The sequence below is a fragment of the Duganella sp. AC237 genome (genome assembly GCF_979254035.1).
Genome location: NZ_CEEDEW010000003.1, coordinates 5,179,456 through 5,198,953, shown reverse-complemented (window position 1 = coordinate 5,198,953; position 19,498 = coordinate 5,179,456). Strand labels below are relative to the sequence as shown.

The window sequence follows — 19,498 nt, the reverse complement described above, 5'->3', positions numbered from 1 at the left end:
GGGGCCGCTAGCGCCCGCCGTCGCCGCGCTGCACCGGCATGAACGCCGCCAGCGCCGCCAGCGCGACCGCGCCGTGCAACAGATAAGTGACCGGATAGCCATAGCGCGTCACCAGGTAGCCTGCCACTACGTTGCTGGAGGCCGCGCCCAAACCCTGCACCATCATCACCGCCGCCAACGCCAGGTTGAAGTGGCCGCTGCCGCGCGTCAGGCGCTCGACCAGGAAAGGCGTTAGGATGCCGAGCAGGCCGACGCCCACGCCGTCGAGCAGCTGCACCGGATAAATCATGGCGAAGTCGGCGTAGGCCCAGGCCAGCATGCCACGCAGCGGCAGGCTGAGCATGGCCAGCACCACCGCCAACCGGACCACATCGCGCCGGATGATCCAAGGCGCCGCCAGCGCGGCGGCGAGCGCCGCCAGTTGCGACACCATGGTGATCACCGCCGTGGTCTCGAACGGTTTTTGCATCTGCACTGCGAACTGCTGCGCGATCAGCCGCGCCAGCGGCGCGTTCCCGAAGTGGAACAGCAGCAGCGACACGCTTAACAGCAACAGCGGCTTGTTGCGATACAGCGTGCGTAGCGGCGGCGCCTTGCCGCCGGCTTGTTCGCCGACGGTCTCACCGCCGGCCGCCAGGCCGCGCGCGGCCGCGTGATCGATCGCCCCCGGCGCGATCGCCAGCGTTGCGGCAATGGCGGCCACCGTCGTGACCAGCATCAGCGCCGCCACGCCGGGCAGGCCGAACCAGACGCTCGCGGCCCAGGTGCCGCCCAGCAGAACGATATTGCCGGCGTGGTTGTAGGCCTCGTTCTTGCCGAGTTGAGCGCCGAAACGGTCGGGACCCACCACGCCCAGCGTGATGCCGACCAGCGCCGGCATGATCAGTACACCCGCTACCGCCGCCAGCGCCTGGCTGCCGAACACCACCCAGCGCTCCGGCCAGGCGATACACAGGAAAGCGCCCAGCGTGATGAACGCCACGGGCAGCACGATCATCGCGCGCTTCTGGCGGCTGCGATCGGCCAGTGCGCCTGCGGGCAGGCCGGCCAGCAGACCGATCACGCCGCACGCCGTCGCCAGCAGGCCCAGGTCCATCGGACGCCAGCCCTTGGTGCTCAGATAGGCGTCCAGGAACGGACCGAGGCCGTCGCGCGCGTCGGCCAGGAAGAAGTTCAACATCGCCAAAGCCATCAGGCTGGCGCCCGACGGCGCGTTGCCCGTGGTCGCGGTGCCCGCCGCGTTGCTGGCCGCGTCGGCGGACAGGGCGCGTGGCGCCGTCATGACCGCACCCACAGCAGCGCCAGCGCCGCCGCCAGACCGGCCGGCATCACGACCATGCCCAGCCTCAGGAAGCGCCATGCGCCCACGTGGAGGCCTTCGCGCCGGAGGGCCGTCAGCCACAAGATCGTCGCCAGCGAGCCGCTCACCGATAGATTCGGTCCAAGGTCGATGCCGATCAGGGCCGCCGCGCGCAGCGCGCCATCGGCGGCCACATGGTCCAGGGTGGCGGCGCCCAGCAGCCCGGCGGGCAGGTTGTTAAACAGGTTGCACGCGACGGCGAGCAGCGCGCCGGTGGCATTGCCGGCTTGATCCGGCCAGCGCGCTTGCAGCGCCTGGAGCTGACCGGCCAGCGCCTCCACCACGCCGTGCTGCTGCAAGGCCTCGATCAATACGAACAGGCCGGCCACCATCAGCAGCACGTCCCACGACAGCGCGCGCAAGGTGGCCGTCGGCATGGCACGGGCACTGACGCTGACCAGCGACAGCGCGACCACCGCCGCGGCCAGCGTGAAGGGACCGAGCGCCAGGCCGAGTGACGACGCCACCGCCAGCAGCAGCGCCGTGCCGGCCAGCGCGCCAACCGTCAGGCGGCCGGCCGTTGTCAGGTGCGGCACCTCGATGTCGCGCCGGATCGTTGTCGTCAGCTCGCCGCGCAGCAGCAAATACAGGGCGACGCCGGTGGCGACGATCGCGCCAAGCGATGGCAGCAGGAAGAGCGACAGCCATTGTCCCAGCGCGGGCATATGCTCGCCGAACATCACCAGGTTGGCGGGGTTGGAGACCGGCAGCACGAAGCTGGCGGCGTTGGCGACGAAGGCGCAGATGAACAGATACGGCAGGGGTGGGGCGTCTACCGCGCGCGCGACCGCGTACACCGCCGGTGTCAGCACCACGGCGGTGGCGTCGTTCGACAGCAGCACCGTGACCACGGTGCCGGCCAGGTAGACCAGTAAAAACAGGCGGTGGCCGGAGCCGGCGGCGGCGCGCGCGGTGTGCGCCGCCAGCCAGTTGAAGACGCCGTGGCGGCGTCCCATTTCGGCCAGCAGCATCATACCGGCCAAAAACAGATACACGTCCCAGCCGCGCGCGGCGCCGCTGACGATGCTCGCCGGGGCGATCAGCTGGAACAGCGCCAGCGCCAGCACGGCCAATGCCGCCCAAACCGCTTCGGGCACGCGCCAGGGTCGCAGCACGATGCCGGCCATCGTCAAGCCTGTGATGATCCACAATATATTTTCAGTCGCCACGCGGTGGGTACTCCGGTTACGGTTGATTGGCCGGCGGTGCGCCGGGTGGTGAAGGGGGCGCCAGCATGTCGCGGGTCGCCGCGCGCGCCATCGACAGGTTGGCGCCGACCGTGATCGCTTCGAGGGAGATGCCGGCGGCGCCGCGCGTGCCGATGCCGGTGGCGGCGAATGGCTGGGCGGGCGCCAGCCGTGTGCGGACCAGGTCCGGGCGGAAGTAGATGATGTCGCCATTGGTGAGGATGACGCCATTGGCCTCGCCGCGCGGTCCGCGCAACAGCACATCGATGGTACCCGCCGATTCCAGCCTTTGCAGCGGTAGTCGCGTCGCCGGCGGGGCGGGCGGGCCCGCAGGCTCGTCGCCGACGCTGGCGCCCGAAGACAGGTTGACCAGGGCGGCGGCACGGATCACGCCACCGTCGGCGACCTGGCCGATGACGCGCACCCGGTCGCCCGGCACGGCGGCGCCGCCGATTCGCGCGGCCACGTGCGGCGCGAACAGCACCACCGTGCCGTCGGCCAGGCGCAGGCCGTTCGGATCGCCGTAAGGGGTGTTCAGATAGCGCGCGATGACGCCTTCGGCCACCGGCGCGGGGGCGGTGGCCGAAGGAGCGCGCGGTGGCGGTGGTGGCGCTGCCCGGGCCTCGCCGAGGCAAAAGCCGGACAGCGCCACCGCCAGCGCCATGGACCGTGTCAGCGAAGACGGTGGCATTGTCACGATGGTGTTACGGCTGGCCGACAGGCGGCGGTGCCTGGGTTCCCGGCGCCGGTGGTGGCGACGGCGTGTCGAGCGGCCTTTTACCCGCCGGACCGCGCGGCTTGGGTGGCGGTACAGGCTTGGCGGCGTTGCCCCGGCGGGCCTCCGCCGGTGGTGGCGGTGGCGGTGGCGCGTCCGCGCCCGGCGGTGGCGGCAAGGGTGCTCCCGGTGGTGGCGCCGGAGGCGCCGACGGTGGTGGTGGCGGTGGTGCGGGTTGGCCGGCTGGTGGCGGCGGTGGGGCCGGATCGGTTTGCGGCGGGGCGGCGGATGCGGCCGCAGCCAGCGACAGCGCGATGACCATCATCGGGTATTTAAGAACATTCATGACTATCTCCTTGTGTGATGTCGAGGGGTGGTAGTCATGACTATGCAGATAGCGTGCCAACCCCGCGAGCCGCTGTTTGCGCGGCCGCGTACCCGGGGTGTCCGCTGGTGTTACACCCGGGTGTCAATGGAACGGACAGGTGTCCGGCAGCGCTACTCCATCCGATATTGCGCCAGCTTGCGGTACAACTGCTGGCGCGACAGGCCGAGGCGCCGCGCGGCTTCGCTGCGATTGCCCGCCGCCGCGTCCAGCGCGCGGCGCAGCATGGCCAGTTCGACCTGCGCCAGCGCGCTTTCGAGCGTGCCATCCCAGTCGATGTCGGTGGCGGTGGCGGCGATCGTGTCGGCTGGCTTGCCGGGCGGGCGGCCGGCGCCCAGACCGAGGTGTTCGATCTCGATCAGGTCACCTTCGCTCAGGGCGATGGCGCGTTGTATCGTGTTGCGCAGTTCACGCACGTTGCCCGGCCAGTCGTGCGCCTCCAGTGCGCGTACTGCAGCCTCGCTCAGGCGTTTTGCGTGGCCGGCGGCCCGTCCACGCAAAAAATGCGCGGCCAGCAGGGTGACATCGCCCGCGCGTTCGCGCAGCGGCGGCAGCGTGATCGTGATGACCTGCAGCCGGTACCACAGGTCGGCGCGGAACGTGCCGGCGGCCACCTCGGCCTCCAGGTCGCGGTGCGTGGCGGCGACCACCCGCAGGTCGACCCGCTCGCTGTGGCGCGCGCCCAGCGGCGTCACCTCGCGCTCCTGCAGCACGCGCAGGATCTTGGCCTGGGTCGGCAGCGCCATGTCGCCGATCTCGTCGAGGAAGAGGGTGCCGCCGTCGGCTTCCCGAAAGCGCCCGGGCCTGTCGCCGGTGGCGCCGGAGAACGCGCCTTTCACATGGCCGAACAGTTCACTCTCGAGCAGCTCGGCGGGGATCGCCGCGCAGTTGACGGCGACGAACGGTCCTGCGGCCCTGGCGCTGTTCTGATGCAATGCCTGCGCCACCAGCTCCTTGCCGGTGCCGGTCTCGCCCAGCACCAGCACCGAGTTGTCGCTGTCGGCGACCAGGCCGATGCGCTTGAAAATGGCGCGCATTTCCTCGCTGTTACTGAGCATCTGGTCGTCGGCCTGGATGCCGTCGTCCGCCGGCGTGCCAGGCGCCCCACGCGATGCCTGCGCGCCGGCCTTGAGCGCCCGGCCCAGCGCCACGGTCAGCGCGTCGCGTCCGAGTGGCTTGGTCAAATGGTCGAAAGCGCCCAGGCGCATCGCCTCGATGGTGTTGGAGCCGCTGGCGTAGGCCGTCAGCATCAAGCACGGCACGCCCGGCGCGATGGACGGCGCCGCGCGCAGGAAGGCCAGGCCGTCGTCGCCGGGCAGGCGCAAATCGACGATGGCGGCGGCTATCCCGCCTTCGGCCAAGGCGCGCAGCCCGGCCTCGCAACTGGCGGCCTGGCGCACGCCGTGGCCCAGGTCTTCCAGCGTCTCGGCCAGGGTGGCGCGGAATGCGGCGTCGTCGTCGACGATCAGGATCATGGCCATGGCAGTTCCAGTTCGATGCGGGTACCGCTGGCCTGCTGGTCGCCAAGCGCTACCTGGCCGCCGTGGGCCTGGATCACTTCGCGCACCACGGCAAGTCCCAGCCCGGTGCCGCCATCGCGGCCGGTGACGAGCGGATCGAACAGCGTGGCGCGCAGCGCGGGCGGCACGCCGCTGCCGTCGTCGGCCACCCACAGGCGCAGCACCGCGCCATCGCGCGCCGCGCCAAGCTGGATATGGCCACCGGCGGCGGTGTGGGCCAGCGCGTTCAATACCAGGTTGTCGATCACGCGTTCCATCTGCCCCGGGTCGAACAGCGCCGCGGCGCGCGTGGCCTCGTCGAGGCCTGGCTGCAGGTCGAGGCTGAGCGTTACGCCAAGATCGGCCGCCGCTTCTGCGTGCTGCCGGACGCGCTGTGCGAGCCAGTCCTCCAGCGCCACAGGCGCGCGTTGCGGATGGAAGGAGCGCGTCAGGGCCAGCAGGCTGGCCACCAGCGTTTCGAGCCGCTGTACTTGCGCCAGCGTGGTGTGCAGCGCCGCCTCCGTGCGCGCCTGGCGCCGCTCCGGCGGCGCCGCCAGCGCGTTGTCCACCTTCATGCGGATGGTGCCGAGCGGGTTGCGGATCTCATGCGCCAGGCCGGCCGCCAGGCCGCCCAGCGCGGCCATGCGCTCGCTGGCCACCAGCAGCGCCGACAGGCGTTGCGCCTCGCGTCCCCACCTTGTTAGCAGCAGGGCGAAGCCGGCGCCGGCCAGCACCAATGAGCCCAATAACAAGCTGAGGGCCAGGATCAGATGCCGGAGCGCGCCATCGGCGATGGTCGCCACCCGGGTCAGGGTCCAGCCGGCGACGTTGGCGGCCACCGGGCAGGCGCTGTAGACGACCGCCTCGCGCAATCCCGGCCGCACCTCGTCGACGGCGGCGCGGGCGGCCAGCGCCTGCTCCGACAGCGCCGCCAGCCGGGGCGATTCGGCCGCCGGCACGTCGGTCTTGGCGCCGCTGCCGTCGTAGGTCGGGAAGGCGTAGGCGAACACGCCGCGCTGCCGGTCCCACAGGCCGCCCTCGACGCCGGCGTCCTCGCGCAAGGCCATGTCGACGATGGCGCGCGCCGTCGCGGTGTCGCCCGTGGCGCCGACGTCGATGCGTTCGCCGCCGGCGCGCATGATCTGGCACAGCACGGCGGCGCGCGCGCGGGCCGCCGGAATCTGCCAGTCGGCGCCCTGGCGGCCCAGTTGCAGCAGCAACCATACCAATAGCAGGACCATGGCCGCGATGGCCGTCCAAAGCCACAGCAGATCGCGTTTTAACATTCCGCCCAGCGCCACATCGATCTTTCGTATCATGTTGATATGCCGATTGTAGCGGCAATCCCGGCGGTTTCCGTGCGCGACCGGACGCGTACCGCGAAAAAGTGCTTGACCTTCCAATCGTGGGATACTTGAAGCTAGCGTCCATAGCCTGCCATTCGAGTGACCATCATGACTTCAACCGTTGAAAAAACAGTCTCGCAATCGATCAAAATCGAGGGCATGAGTTGCGCCTCCTGTGTCGGACGCGTGGAGCGCGTGCTCGCCGCCGTGGAGGGCGTCGACCAGGTCAGCGTCAACCTGGCCACCGAGATGGCGCGCGTGGAGTCGGCGCATCCGATCGATTTCGGCGTGCTGCAACAGGCGATCGACAAGGCCGGCTACCAGGCCAAGCCCGCACCGGCGCCTTTCGCTCCCGCCGCCCCGGTAGCGATCGCCCCTGGCACCAGCGGCTACGCCGTGCTCTTGGCCGCGCTGCTGTCGCTGCCGCTGATCCTGCCGATGCTGCTCGAACTGGCCGGCATCCACTGGATGCTCGACGGCCGGCTTCAATTTCTGCTGGCGACGCCGGTGCAGTTCTGGCTCGGCGCGCGCTTTTACCGGGCCGGCTGGCTGGCCGCGCGCGCCCGCAGCGGCAATATGGATTTGCTGGTGGCGATCGGCACCAGCGCCGCCTACGGTTTGAGCGTCTACCAATTGCTGACCGCCACCTCCGCCATGCCGCATCTGTATTTCGAGGCGTCGGCCGTCGTCATCACGCTGGTGTTGCTCGGTAAATGGCTGGAGGCGCGCGCCAAGCGGCAGACCACGTCGGCGATCCGCGCGCTGCAGGTGCTGCGGCCGGAATCGGCGCGTGTGCGGCGCGGCGACCAGGATGTCGATGTGCCGATCGCGCAGGTGCTCCCCGGCGAGATGGTGGTGGTGCGGCCGGGCGAACGCATCGCCGTCGACGGCGTGGTGGTCGAAGGCGCCAGCCACGTGGACGAAGCGCTGATCACCGGCGAGAGCCTGCCGGTGGCGCGCCACGCCGGCGAGCACGTGACCGGGGGCGCGATCAACGGCGAGGGCATGCTGCTGGTGCGCGTGACGGCGGTCGGCGCCGAAAGCACCCTGGCGCGCATTATCCGCCTGGTGGAGGACGCGCAGGCGGCCAAGGCGCCGGTGCAGCATCTGGTGGACCGCGTCAGCGCGGTGTTCGTGCCGGTGGTGCTGGTACTGGCGCTGTTGACGTTGGTGGGCTGGTGGCTGGCGTCCGGCGATGGCGAGATTGCCATCATCAACGCGGTGGCGGTGCTGGTGATCGCCTGTCCGTGCGCGCTGGGACTGGCCACGCCCGCCGCCATCATGGCCGGCACCGGCGTGGCCGCGCGCCACGGCATCCTGATCAAGGATGCGGAGGCGCTGGAGCTGGCGCACCGCATCACCACCGTGGCCTTCGATAAAACCGGCACGCTGACCGAAGGCAAACCGTCGCTGGCGGCGTGCGAGCCGGCGCCTGGCGCCATCGATAATGCGCGGCTGCTGCAGCTGGCGGCGGCGGTGCAACGGGGCAGCGAACACGCGCTGGCCCGCGCGGTGCAGCAAGCCGCCGAGGGAGCATCGGCCGATGCGATGACCGCCGCCGACATCAGCGCCTTGCCCGGACGCGGCGTCGCCGCGACGGTCGACGGCATGCGGCTGATCCTCGGCAGCACGCGCCTGATGGAGGAGCAGGGCGTCACGCTCGCCGCGCTGGCGGCGCGCGCCGCCGAACTGGAACAGCAAGGATTGACCGTCTCGTGGCTTGCCGCGCAGTCGCCGCAGCCGGCCCGCTTACTGGGTTTGCTGGCTTTCGGCGACCGTATCAAGCCGCAGGCCCGCGCCGCGATCGACGCGCTGCACGCGTTGAATATCGAGACCGTGCTGCTCACCGGGGACAACCAGGGCAGCGCCGATCACGTGGGCGCGACGCTCGGCATCCAGCGCGTGATCGCCAACATGCTGCCGGCCGATAAAGCGGCCGCCATCGGCGCCATGAAGGGGCAGGACAAGTGCATCGCGATGGTCGGCGACGGCATCAACGACGCGCCGGCGCTGGCCGCCGCCGATGTCGGCATCGCCATGTCCAGCGGCACCGACGTCGCCATGCATGCCGCCGGCATCACGCTGATGCGCGGCGATCCGGCGCTGGTGGCGGCCGCCATCTCGATCTCCCGCCGTAGCTACGGCAAGATCCGCCAGAATCTATTCTGGGCGTTTATCTATAACCTGGTCGGCATTCCGCTGGCCGCCTTCGGCCTGCTCAACCCGATGGTTGCCGGCGCCGCGATGGCGCTCAGCTCCGTGAGCGTGATCAGCAACGCGCTGCTGCTGCGCCGCTGGAAGCCGCAGGCGCAACCGGCTGATGAAGGAGGGAAGGTATGAATATCGGACAAGCGGCGAGCGCCACCGGCGTCTCGGCCAAGATGATCCGCTACTACGAAAGCATCGCGCTGATTCCGCCGGGGCGGCGCAGCGAATCGGGCTACCGCATCTATGGCGAGAACGACCTGCACGCGCTGCGCTTCGTCAAGCGCGCTCGCACGCTGGGCTTCTCGCTCGACCAGATCCGCGACCTGCTGTCGCTGTGGCAGAACAAGGAACGCGCCAGCGCCGACGTGAAAAGAATCGCCCTCGGACACGTCGATGAGCTTAACCAGCGCATCGCCGAACTGACCGAAATGCGCGACACGCTGCAAACCCTGGCGCGCTGTTGCAAGGGCAATGACCGGCCCGATTGTCCGATTCTCCAAAGCCTCGCCGATCCGAAATAGCCTGGGCATCCCGGCGTATCTGTCCGGCCGTCCCGGAACCACGTATAATCGCCACGTTTTGGTGCCCGCGCGTCCGTCTGGATGCGCAGTTAAACGGGAAACATGGCGCTGGCCCAGCCAGCCAACATGTGCTGCCCCCGCAACGGTAAACAAGCGTCGTCGCCGACGACTATCCGCCTCGCTACACCACTGTGCTTTTGCATGGGAAGGTCAGGTGGATTTGCTTGCGAGCCCGGATACCGGCCAAAGAGGTGGAAGCGCCCCGGCGCTTCCTTTCAATCCGCTCACGGGGAGGTGAGTGGCTTGTTTCTGTCGCTGGATCATTCAATGCCTAACCTGCCTGCCGACGCGGTCATCCGCTCGATCGAGACGCTGCTGTACTCCATTTCCAACGTGCTGTATCTGCCCGTGCTGGCGGGGATCGCCGCGCTGACCTTGTACATGCTGGTGTGCTTCGGCACCTTCGGCGCGGAATGGATCGAGCGCCGGCGCGGCGTGCGCATGCTGGTGGCGACCGCCCGCCACGACATGGCGGCCGTGCTGACCGCGCAAGAGGGCGAGCCGGGACTCGATGCGCGGCTCGAGCGCGTGGTGCAGCGCGCCGACGCCGCCGGCGTGCGCCGCCTGGACGGCGTGCGTTTCGTGGTGCGGGTCGGCCCGGCGCTCGGTCTGATGGGCACCCTGATCCCGATGGGTATTTCACTGGCAGGTCTGGCGCAGGGCAATTTGCCGAAGATGGCCGAATCGATGACCACCGCCTTCACCGCCACCGTGGTCGGCCTGGCGTGCAGCGTATGCGCCTATGTTCTGAGCCTGGTGCGCGAGCATTGGCTGCGCAGCGACCTGACCGACATCGCCTACGCCGCCGAAACCATGCTGGCGACGCACGCGAACAAACCGCACCTGATGCGCGTGGAGGCCTGATATGGCGATGCGATTTATGAACCGCCACCGCTACAGCCGCATCGGCGAGCACACCGAGGACCCGCTGGCCGGCGTCGCCAACCTGTTCGACGCCAGCATCGTCTTCATCGTCGCCATGATGCTGGCGCTGTTCTCGGCCTGGAACATGATGGACCTGCTGGACCCCAATTCCGAAGTCACCATCGCCAAGAAGAGCGCGGACGGCCGCGTCGAGGTGCTGACCAAGAAGGGCGCCGAGATCACAGTGAGCCGCGTCAGCGACAAGCCGTTGTCCGGTTCCGGCAAACGCCTGGGCACCGCTTACCAGCTGCCGGACGGGAAGGTAGTATATGTTCCGGAATAAGCGTTTTGGGACACTGGAAGTTGTTTTACTGCTGCTGATCTCCTTCTTCATCGTCGGCTACGTGCATTCGGCGCAGGCGCCGCGCACGCTGGCGCTGATGCTCGGTGACGTCGAGTCGCGGCCGGCGGTGCTGGCGGTGCGCGGTCTGCAGGCGGAGCTCAAGGAGCTCAATGTCGTCATCCGTATCATTCCCAACAACGGCATGACGCAGGCCGACCGCAATGCGCTGGCCAGCGCCGATGTCGCGATCGTCAACGCCAAGGGCAGGCTGGCGATGGCGGGACTCAAGGATGAATTGCAGGCGCTGAGGAAGTCGCGCCATCCGGTTTTCGCCGTCGGCGGCGCCATCGACGACAGCATCCGCGAGATGGGCGTCCAGGACGACAAGACCATCCAGCAGTATCACAGCGAGGGCGGCATCGAGAACATGGGCAACCTGCTGCGCTATATCTTGCGCCAGCATTTCGGCGCGACGCTGGCCGTGGCGCCGGTGCACGCGATGCCGGACGTCGGCCTGTACGACGTTGCGGCCAACCGCACCTACAGCAGCTATGAGCACTATTTACAGGGCTATGCCAACTACAAGACCGGCGCGCCGTGGATCGCGGTGCCGTTCTATCGCGCCAGCCTGGTGGCGGGGCAAACCTTGCCACTGGCGGCCATCGTCGCCCGGCTCGAAGCGAGTGGCTACAACGTGCTGCCGGTGTTCGGCTATCCGTACGACGTGCCGCTGCGCTTCCTGCTCGATGAAAACGGCAAGAGCCGCGTGGAGCTGATCGTCGCGCTGGGAATGAAGGTCGGCGGCACCGCCAACACGGGCGCGCTGCTCGACAAGATCGGCGTCCCGGCAATCAACGCCATCACCTTGAGCCAGCACACGGCGGCGCAATGGCGCGAATCGAAGATCGGCCTCGATATCATCGAACGCACCTGGCAGTTGGCCGGCGCCGAGATGGCCGGACTGATACAGCCGACGGTGGTCGCCAGCCGTGAGCGCATCAGCGATGCGCAGACCGGCCTGGCCTACGTCGAGGAGACGCCGATCCCGGAACGGATCGAACGCCTGAACGAGCGCGCGGCCGCCTGGCTGGCCTTGCGCCAAAAGGCCAACGGCGACAAGCGCATCGCCATGATCTACTTTAACTACCCGCACGGTTCCGAGACCATCGGTGCGGCGTATCTGAACGTGCTGCCGGAGAGTCTGTGGCAGATCGTCCAGCGCCTGAAACGCGACGGCTATCAAATGGGTGATGCGCTGCCGGCCGGCGAGGGCGAGCTGCAAGGAGAGATCCAGCAGTGGGGCAATTACCCCGGCAAGTCCAAAGGCGACTACATGACGGGCCTGAAGCATCTGGCCGAGAGCGGCCAGGCGCTGCTGGTGCCGCTGTCAGACTACCAGGCATGGTTCGCCAAAATGCCGCAAACGCTGCGCGATTCCATCCTGGCGTCATGGGGCAAGCCTGAAAGCGCGCCGGTGCTGTGGCGCGACGCCAAGGGCGAGGCTTTCTTCGTCTATCCGGCGCGCCGCTTCGGCAATGTGCTGATGGCGCCGCAGCCGGGCCGCGCCTGGGAGCAGAACCTGGAGAAGCTGCACAACGAAGTGAGCATGCCGCCGAGCCACGAGTACATCGCCTTCTATTTATGGCTGCAAAAGGGCTTCCAGGCCAACGCGGTGATGCACATCGGTACCCACGGCACGCAGGAATGGCTGACCGGTAAAGAGGCCGGCCTGTCCGAGGACGACCCGACCGAAGCGCTGATCGGCGCCATGCCGAATATCTATCCGTATGTGATGGATGACGTGGGCGAGGGCATACAGGCCAAGCGGCGCGGCATGGCCACCATCATCGACCACATGACGCCACCGTTCGATATCGCCGGCCTCAATCCGGATCTGCGCGAGCTTGGCGCGCTGCTCAACGACTACCGCGTGGCCGAACAAAAAAGCCCGCTGCTGGCGCGCAGCCATCTGCTGGCGCTGAACCGCGTCGCGTCCAAAAGCGGCGTATTGAAGGACATGAAAAAGACCGAGCTCAAAACCGAAGCCGATATGGAGGCGCTGGAAGAGTATCTGGACGATACCGGCAACAAGCTGACGCCTTTCGGCCTGCACACCTTCGGCGTGGCGCCGACTGCGGAGCGGCGCAACGCCACCGCGCGCGCGGTCGTCAGCCTTGATGCCGGCGCCACCGTCGAGCAGAAAGCCAAACGCATCGCGCAGCTGGAGAGCGATATCGAGCGTAGCGCGGCGCTGGAGCTGGACCGGTTGATGCAGGCGCTATCGGGCCGCTACATCCCGGCCGGCGCCAGCGCGGACCTGGTGCGCAATCCGGACGCGCTGCCGACCGGCCGCAATTTCTTCGGCCTCGATCCGTCGCGCATTCCCAGCAAGACCACCTACGAGGCGGGCGCCAAGCTCGCGCTGCAACTGGTCGACGACTACCGCAAACGCCATGGCGTGTACCCGGACAAATTGAGCATGAACCTGTGGGGCGTGGAGACCTCGCGCCACGAGGGCATCATGGAGGCGCAGGCGATGGCGCTGATGGGCGTGCGTCCGACCTGGGATGAACGCGGTCGCGTGACTGGCGTCGAAGCGCTGACTCGAAAGGAACTCGGACGTCCGCGTGTCGACGTCACCTTGATTTCTTCGGGCCTGTTCCGCGACCTGTTCGGCAACCTGCTGGCGTTGATGGACAAGGCGGCACAGTTGGCACAACAACAGGACGATCTGGGCGCGGCTGCCGACGCCGGCCCGTCGGGCAACGTGATGCAGGCGCATAGCCGCAAGACCGCCGCCGCGTTGCAGGCGAGCGGCATCTCCGCCGACGAGGCGTGGCGCATGGCGTCGGTGCGCATTTTCGGCGTGCCGAGCGGCGCTTATGGCACGCAGATCGAAAAACTGATCCCGCTGACGAACGCCTGGAAGAACGAAAAGGAAGTGGCGGACGTGTTCATCAACCGCATGAGCCATCCTTTCGGCGCCGGCTACTGGGGCGACGACAAGGCCAGCCAGGCAAACCCCGCACAGCGGCGCGAGTTGTTCAAGCAGGCCATCAGCGGCAGCAAGATCGCGCTGCACAGCCGGTCCAGCAACCTGTTCGCGACATTGGACAACGACGACTTCTTCCAATACCTGGGTGGCACCGCGATGGCGATCCGCAGCGTGGACGGCAAGACGCCGGAGGTGGTGGTGAGCGATCTGTCCAATCCGCGCAAGCCGGGCCACAAGACGCTGGAGCAGTACATGGGCCAGGAAATGCAGTCGCGCTATCTCAATCCAAAGTGGGCCGACAGCATGCTGAAGGAAGGGTATTCCGGCGCGCGCTACATCAACCGCGTGGTCGACTACCTGTGGGCGTGGCAGGTGACGGTCCCGGAAGTGGTCGACGGCAGCAAGTGGCAGCGCATGTACGACACCTACGTGGCCGACCGCAATGGCCTGAAAGTGCGTGAGCGCTTTGCCGCCAGCGGCAACCTGCGCGCGTACCAGGCCGTGACCGACCGCATGCTGAGCGCCATCGAGCGTGGATACTGGAAACCGGGCGACGCGGTGCGCGACAACCTCACGCGGCAGAACGCGCGGGCGATCAAGGACGCGGGCGTGTCGTGCAGCGCGGATTCGTGCAGCAAGGCGACGTTGAAGATCGCGCCGCAGTTCACCGGCCAGTTCGTGCCGAACGTCGGCTCGAATCCGGCGATCGTACGCGGGGCGGCGGCTGCCGGCCGCGCAGGCGGTTCGGCGCCGTCGGCGCAGCCGGTGGCGCCAGCGCCGGGGCAGCAGCAGGCCAACGACGCCGCGATGCAGGCCGCGCTGGCTGACCTGCAAGTGCTGCAAGCGAAGTCGCAGGAACTGCAACCGGTACCGGCGCCGCGCGCCAAAGCCAAACCGGCCGATCCGGCGCCGGCATCGTTTGCGAAAACCGAGCCGGCCGACGCCAAGGTAAGCGGATTTGAGATGCAGACGCTGGCCGATCTGAGTCCGGCGCAGAAGACGGTGGGGACGCTGGCCTTGCTGGCGCTGGCCGCCGGGTTGGTGGGCGCCGGCTACATCGGACGGCGCAAGAAGCTGGCCAAGCTAAAGGAAATGCTCTGAGCGGTGGCGGCTAAGGACATCAACGGACAAACATCCAAACCGTCAACGCCGCGCCGACCACCACCACGAAACCACGCATCACCTTTTCCGGCAGGCGGTGGATCAACCACCCGCCGCACAAGCCGCCGGCGATCCCGCCGACGCACAGCGCCAGCGCCGCCGGCCAGCTAATCAAACCTGAGGTGGCGAATATCATGGCCGCCACCGCGTTCATGGCCATCGCCAGGACGTTCTTGGTGGCCGCCGCCATGCGCACTTGCTGCCCCGCGACGGTCAGCGCCGCCAGCATCAGGAAGCCGATGCCGCCGCCGAAGTAACCGCCATAAATCGCGATACATCCCTGCGCCAGCACCAGCACCCAGCGCGGCATCGCACCAGCCGCGTGCAGCGGCTTTTTGCGGAAACTCCCCCACGCGAACACGCTGGTGGCGAACAGCACCAGCCAAGGCACCAGCCGCTCGAAGAACGACGCCGGGGTATTCAGCAGCAGCACCGCGCCGAACACGCCGCCGATGGCGCTGATGATCAGCATCTGGCGGAACGTCAGCGGGCCGACGTCGCCCACCAGCTTTCGTCCCGCGTAGGCGGAAGTGATCTGGCTGGGGAACAGCGCGATGGTCGACGTCATGTTGGCGGCCAGCGGATTCAATCCGGCCAGCAGCAGGGCGGGGAAGGTGATGAACGAGCCGCCGCCGGCGAGCGCGTTTTGCACGCCGGCGAAGAATCCGGCGGCGGCGACCATCAGGACGATGTGCAGTTCAAGCGGTGGGACTGGCGGCATGGGCGGGAGACAGACATGGTTGATGTGGGATCGGGCGGAGTAGCAGTTTCCGATCGATTATAACCGTGGCCGCAAAAGCTTTCCGGGCGCCGGGTTCGTGCGCCGGGCGCGCGCCGGTGGTGCTACGATATTTCGCATGACGACACCATACCAACTCTATTACTGGGACGGCCTGCAAGGCCGCGGCGAATTCGTGCGGCTGGCGCTGGAGGAGGCGGGCATCCCCTACGACGATGTGGCGCGGCGCAAGAAGGGCATGCCGGCGTTGATGGCAAGCCTGGACGGCGACAAGGTCGATCATCCGTCGTTCGCGCCGCCGGTGCTGCGCGCGGGCGAGCTGCTGATCGGGCAGACGTCCAATATCCTGCTGTTCCTCGGCGCGCGGCATGGACTGGCGCCGCGCGCGGAAGCGGGGCGTTTGTGGGCCAACCAGCTGCAGCTGACCATCTCCGACATCGTCGCCGAGGCGCACGACACGCATCATCCGATCTCCACAAACAAGTACTACGAAGACCAGAAGAAGGAAGCCAAGGCGCGCGCCAAGGACTTCAGGGAGACGCGCATACCGAAGTTCCTGGACTATTTCGAAGGTGTGGTGCGGCGCAATCCGGGACGTGGCGGCTGGGCCATCGGCTCCCGCCTGTCGTATGTCGATCTGTCGCTGTTCCAGCTTATCGAGGGTTTGCGCTATGCGTTTCCGAAGACGATGGCGAAGCTCGAACCGTCGTATCCCGGCCTGGTGGCCTTGCGCGACAAGGTGGCGGCGCGTCCCAATATCGCCGCCTATGTGGGCTCGAAGCGGCGCATCCCGTTCAACGAGGACGGCATCTTCCGCCACTACCCCGAGTTGGAGTAACCCGCGGCGGGCGGGGCATGCCGAATCAGGCGGCGGTGACCGGGTAGCCGGCGTCCGCGATGGCTGATTTCAGCGGCGCCAGCGCCGTGGCGCTGTCGATTTTGACGGTCTTGGTGGCCAGATCGACTTCGACCTTGGCGGCGGCGTCGATCGCCTGCACCGCCTTGGTCACCGCGCCCACGCAGTGACCGCAACTCATGTTTTCCACTTGTAGCTGATACATCGACTTCTCCTTCTCGGTTTCGATGATCATACTGTATGCCTTCCAATCGTGGGAAGGTCAAGGGAAACGTCGTCGTAGGGAAAAATCACGCCGCCTTGGGTGCCCTCCAGTACGCCGGCGGAGAGCAGCGCGGCGACATCGGCGTTGACGCTGTCGGCTTCGCGGCCCACACGGCGAGCGATGTCGCCGGTTGATACAGCGCCTGCGCCGCAGAGCGACTTTAGGATCTGCCAGCGCTCTGGTGTGAGGATGTCCCGCGCCAATTCGGGCGTCGCAAAGGCGATAATGGCTGCGGTGTCTGGTATGCCTGATTTCCAGGCTCGCGCGAAATCGGTCAGGCTCTCGTCGAGCGATTGAATTCTAAGGATAGCCGTTTTCATGGTTCCACCACCTCTCAACGTCCGTTTCTCGATGAGCCGCGAACGGAGCCTGGCGGATTACGCTGCGCTAATCCGCCCTACGTGGTTTAGATCGACGCGTGTTCCCGGGAACGCTAAGAGTCAACCCTCCGGCGGATCGTCCAGCCTGGCCAGGTCGAGGCTGACCATGGCCCAGATGCCGTCGGCGTAATCGGGCTCGCGCGACAGGTGCTCCACTTCGGACGGTCTGATTTCAAACGATTTGCCCTGCTCGACCAGCTGGCCGACGTGGCCGTAGATGGCCTTGGTGGCGTTGCTCATCGCTTTGTCCACCGTCTCACCGGTGGTCACGCAGCCCGGGATGTCCGGGACGGTCACCCCGTATCGGCTGCCTTCACGCTTCTGGATCAGGATAGGAATGTCCATGGTCTTACCTCAGCTGTGGTCGGAAAAGGCGGGCGAAATCAATGACTTGGATGTCAGTGTTATACAGGATGCCACAGGATTCAAGAACTTTCGTGGATCAACACGCTTACTTGTGCCAACTTGTGCATAGGTTGGGTGACAGAAACTGTTTGCGGAAAAAGAAGCCCCGCCGGCATTGCTGCGGGCGGGGCTAACAGGTACCTGTTTATTCTACTACATTACAGCACGTCGCTGGCGTGATCGGCCAGGCGCGAGCGTTCGCCGCGCGCCAGGGTCACGTGGCCGCTGTGCGACCAACCCTTGAAGCGGTCGACCACGTACGTCAGGCCGCTGGAGCCTTCGGTCAGGTACGGCGTGTCGATCTGCGCGATGTTGCCCAGGCAGAGGATCTTGGTGCCCGGACCGGCGCGCGTGACCAGCGTCTTGACCTGTTTCGGCGTCAAGTTCTGTGCTTCGTCGATGATCAGGAACTTGTTGACGAAGGTGCGGCCGCGCATGAAGTTGAGCGACTTGATCTTGATGCGCGAGCGGATCAGGTCCTGCGTTGCCGCGCGGCCCCATTCGCCACCGTCCGAATCGGACTTGTTGAGCACTTCGAGGTTGTCGTCGAAGGCGCCCATCCACGGCGACATCTTTTCTTCCTCGGTGCCCGGCAGGAAACCGATGTCCTCGCCGACCGGCACCGTCACGCGGGTGACGATGATTTCGTTGTAGAGCTTGGTCTCCAGCACTTGCGCCAGACCGGCCGCCAGGGCCAGCAGGGTCTTGCCGGTGCCGGCCTGGCCGAGCAGGGTGACGAAGTCGCATTCCGGATTCATCAGCAAGTTCAAGGCGAAGTTCTGCTCGCGGTTGCGGGCGGTCACACCCCACACATTGTTCTTGTTGTGGCTGAAGTCGCGCAGGGTTTGCAGCACGGCGGTCTTGCCGTTGATCTGCTTGACCTGGCCGTAGAACGGCGCTTCGCCATTTTTCGGCTCCAGGAAGATGAACTGGTTGACCAGCAGCGACGGCACGAACGGACCGGTGACGCGGTAGAACGTCGCGCTCTGGCCGTTTTTATTTTCCTGCCACGATTCCAGGTCCTTGCCGTGCTTGGTCCAGAAGTCGTCCGGCAGCTGGACGATACCCGAGTACAGCAGGTCGGTATCTTCCATCACGTGGTCGTTGAAGTAATCCTCGGCCGGCAGGCCCAGCGCGCGCGCCTTGATGCGCATGTTGATGTCTTTCGACACCAGCACCACCGGACGGCCTTCCTGTTCGGCCTCGAGCGAGCGCACCACGGACAGGATCTGGTTGTCGGCCTTGCCGACCGGCAGGCCCACCGGCAGGTCCGCCGTTTGCATGCGGGTCTGGAAGTACAGCCGGCCCTTGGCGTCCTTGTTGCCCAGCTTGGACAGCGGGATGCCGTTCTCGATGGCGTCGTCGTCGGTGTTGGACACCAGCGCGTCGAGGGTGCGCGACACCTGGCGGGCGTTGCGCGCCACCTCGGTCATGCCCTTCTTGTGGTTGTCCAACTCCTCCAGCGTCATCATCGGCAGGTAGACGTCGTGCTCCTCGAAGCGGAACAGCGACGATGGATCGTGCATCAGCACGTTCGTGTCGAGCACGAACAGCTTGGTGGTGCCGGTCTGGTCGGCGTGACGGCTGGTCGACGACTTGATCGCCACTTCATTGGCCTTGTGCTTGGCCGGGTGTGGCGCCTCGGCGGTGATCGGCGTGACCTTGCCGCGCGCGGCAGGCGCGGCGGGAATGGCCTTGGCCTTCGCGGCCGGCTTGGCGGCCACCGGTGCCGGGGCAGGTGTCGGCGTTGCTTGGGCGGCTTTCAACACGGCCGGCGCGGCCTTCAGCACAGCGGCCACGGCCTTCGATTTGGCGGTGGTTTTCGCTGGCGCCGCAGGTGCTGCCGGCGCGGCTTGGACGGCGACCGGCGCCGCCGCTTTGGATTTCGCTACGGGTACTGCTTTGACGGGCGCCGCCTTCTTCGGCGCGGGTGCCGGCGCGATCTCGGCGACCGCCGCAATGGCGGAAACCGGGCGCGGCCCTGTCGCTTTTGGATAATCTTTTGCCAACAGTAAAGTCGCTGGCTTACTAGGTAATTTTGGCAGTGGCATCAGGATCTCAATTGAAAAATAACTGGAGGAATCCGCCCATGGGACAAGCGCACGCTTCCAATGGAGGAAACGTTAGTGCCGGATGGGGTGGATGCTGGGTGGAACAGAATAGTAGACTGCCGACGGGCGCACATCCTGCCCGGAGAAAGTACCGCGTG

17 protein-coding genes and 1 riboswitch are annotated in these 19,498 nt (G+C 67.0%); of the genes, 6 read left to right on the top strand and 11 right to left on the bottom strand.

Annotated elements, in window-relative coordinates; all coding sequences use genetic code 11:
- Window positions 1-7: 7 nt before the first annotated feature.
- From AC0IYS_RS23065 to AC0IYS_RS23040, 6 genes are all read right to left on the bottom strand, one after another.
- Window positions 8-1,282 carry an MFS transporter gene (locus AC0IYS_RS23065; RefSeq protein WP_471707375.1) on the bottom strand — a complete coding sequence of 425 codons (1,275 nt, stop codon included), beginning with the start codon at window positions 1,280-1,282 and terminating at the stop codon, window positions 8-10.
- Entirely contained in the window at window positions 1,279-2,529 is a 1,251-nt protein-coding gene (locus AC0IYS_RS23060; protein ID WP_471707374.1) for an SLC13 family permease, read from the bottom strand. The genes AC0IYS_RS23065 and AC0IYS_RS23060 overlap by 4 nt, the downstream gene beginning before the upstream one ends.
- 16 nt (window positions 2,530-2,545) lie before the next feature.
- A complete protein-coding gene (locus AC0IYS_RS23055; protein WP_471707373.1) occupies window positions 2,546-3,238 on the bottom strand; it encodes a hypothetical protein in 693 nt (230 codons plus the stop codon).
- 13 nt (window positions 3,239-3,251) lie between these two features.
- Window positions 3,252-3,608, bottom strand: coding sequence for a hypothetical protein (locus tag AC0IYS_RS23050; RefSeq protein WP_471707372.1), 357 nt, complete (start codon window positions 3,606-3,608; stop codon window positions 3,252-3,254).
- Window positions 3,609-3,760: 152 nt separating this feature from the next.
- Window positions 3,761-5,128 carry a sigma-54-dependent transcriptional regulator gene (locus AC0IYS_RS23045; protein ID WP_471707371.1) on the bottom strand — a complete coding sequence of 456 codons (1,368 nt, stop codon included), beginning with the start codon at window positions 5,126-5,128 and terminating at the stop codon, window positions 3,761-3,763.
- Window positions 5,119-6,432 carry a sensor histidine kinase gene (locus AC0IYS_RS23040; protein ID WP_471707370.1) on the bottom strand — a complete coding sequence of 438 codons (1,314 nt, stop codon included), beginning with the start codon at window positions 6,430-6,432 and terminating at the stop codon, window positions 5,119-5,121. Before AC0IYS_RS23040 ends, AC0IYS_RS23045 begins: the two co-directional genes overlap by 10 nt.
- A gap of 168 nt (window positions 6,433-6,600) precedes the next feature.
- Between AC0IYS_RS23040 and AC0IYS_RS23035 the strand changes: the two genes are divergently transcribed.
- From AC0IYS_RS23035 to AC0IYS_RS23015, 5 genes are all read left to right on the top strand, one after another.
- Entirely contained in the window at window positions 6,601-8,832 is a 2,232-nt protein-coding gene (locus AC0IYS_RS23035; RefSeq protein WP_471707369.1) for a heavy metal translocating P-type ATPase, read from the top strand.
- Window positions 8,829-9,221, top strand: coding sequence for a Cu(I)-responsive transcriptional regulator (cueR, locus tag AC0IYS_RS23030; protein ID WP_471707368.1), 393 nt, complete (start codon window positions 8,829-8,831; stop codon window positions 9,219-9,221). Before AC0IYS_RS23035 ends, cueR begins: the two co-directional genes overlap by 4 nt.
- Before the next feature lie 43 nt (window positions 9,222-9,264).
- A riboswitch (cobalamin riboswitch) is annotated at window positions 9,265-9,483 on the top strand.
- 65 nt (window positions 9,484-9,548) lie between these two features.
- Window positions 9,549-10,145, top strand: a complete 597-nt coding sequence (locus AC0IYS_RS23025; protein ID WP_471707367.1) for a MotA/TolQ/ExbB proton channel family protein — start codon at window positions 9,549-9,551, stop codon at window positions 10,143-10,145.
- Window position 10,146: 1 nt separating this feature from the next.
- Window positions 10,147-10,488, top strand: coding sequence for a DUF2149 domain-containing protein (locus AC0IYS_RS23020; RefSeq protein ID WP_229210296.1), 342 nt, complete (start codon window positions 10,147-10,149; stop codon window positions 10,486-10,488).
- Window positions 10,475-14,584, top strand: a complete 4,110-nt coding sequence (locus AC0IYS_RS23015) for a cobaltochelatase subunit CobN (protein WP_471707366.1) — start codon at window positions 10,475-10,477, stop codon at window positions 14,582-14,584. Before AC0IYS_RS23020 ends, AC0IYS_RS23015 begins: the two co-directional genes overlap by 14 nt.
- A 19-nt stretch (window positions 14,585-14,603) precedes the next feature.
- On the opposite strand, the gene AC0IYS_RS23010 is transcribed toward AC0IYS_RS23015, so the two are convergent.
- Window positions 14,604-15,365, bottom strand: a complete 762-nt coding sequence (locus tag AC0IYS_RS23010) for a sulfite exporter TauE/SafE family protein (RefSeq protein ID WP_471707365.1) — start codon at window positions 15,363-15,365, stop codon at window positions 14,604-14,606.
- A 136-nt stretch (window positions 15,366-15,501) separates the two neighbouring features.
- Here AC0IYS_RS23010 and AC0IYS_RS23005 point away from each other — a divergent pair, with 136 nt between their 5' ends.
- Complete coding sequence (locus AC0IYS_RS23005; protein ID WP_471707364.1) at window positions 15,502-16,221, top strand: glutathione S-transferase; 720 nt, start codon at window positions 15,502-15,504, stop codon at window positions 16,219-16,221.
- Between the two features lie 25 nt (window positions 16,222-16,246).
- Here AC0IYS_RS23005 and AC0IYS_RS23000 read toward each other — a convergent pair whose 3' ends face one another.
- The 4 genes from AC0IYS_RS23000 to AC0IYS_RS22985 all read right to left on the bottom strand — a co-directional run bounded on the left by AC0IYS_RS23000 (window position 16,247) and on the right by AC0IYS_RS22985 (window position 19,340).
- A complete protein-coding gene (locus tag AC0IYS_RS23000) occupies window positions 16,247-16,444 on the bottom strand; it encodes a heavy-metal-associated domain-containing protein (protein WP_471708923.1) in 198 nt (65 codons plus the stop codon).
- Between the two features lie 26 nt (window positions 16,445-16,470).
- Window positions 16,471-16,824, bottom strand: a complete 354-nt coding sequence (locus AC0IYS_RS22995) for an HVO_A0114 family putative DNA-binding protein (RefSeq protein WP_471707363.1) — start codon at window positions 16,822-16,824, stop codon at window positions 16,471-16,473.
- 120 nt (window positions 16,825-16,944) lie between these two features.
- The gene (locus tag AC0IYS_RS22990; RefSeq protein ID WP_471707362.1) at window positions 16,945-17,229 is read right to left on the bottom strand and encodes a type II toxin-antitoxin system HicB family antitoxin; all 285 of its coding nucleotides are present in this window, start codon (window positions 17,227-17,229) and stop codon (window positions 16,945-16,947) included.
- A gap of 218 nt (window positions 17,230-17,447) precedes the next feature.
- Complete coding sequence (locus tag AC0IYS_RS22985; RefSeq protein ID WP_471707361.1) at window positions 17,448-19,340, bottom strand: PhoH family protein; 1,893 nt, start codon at window positions 19,338-19,340, stop codon at window positions 17,448-17,450.
- Window positions 19,341-19,498 lie beyond the last annotated feature (158 nt).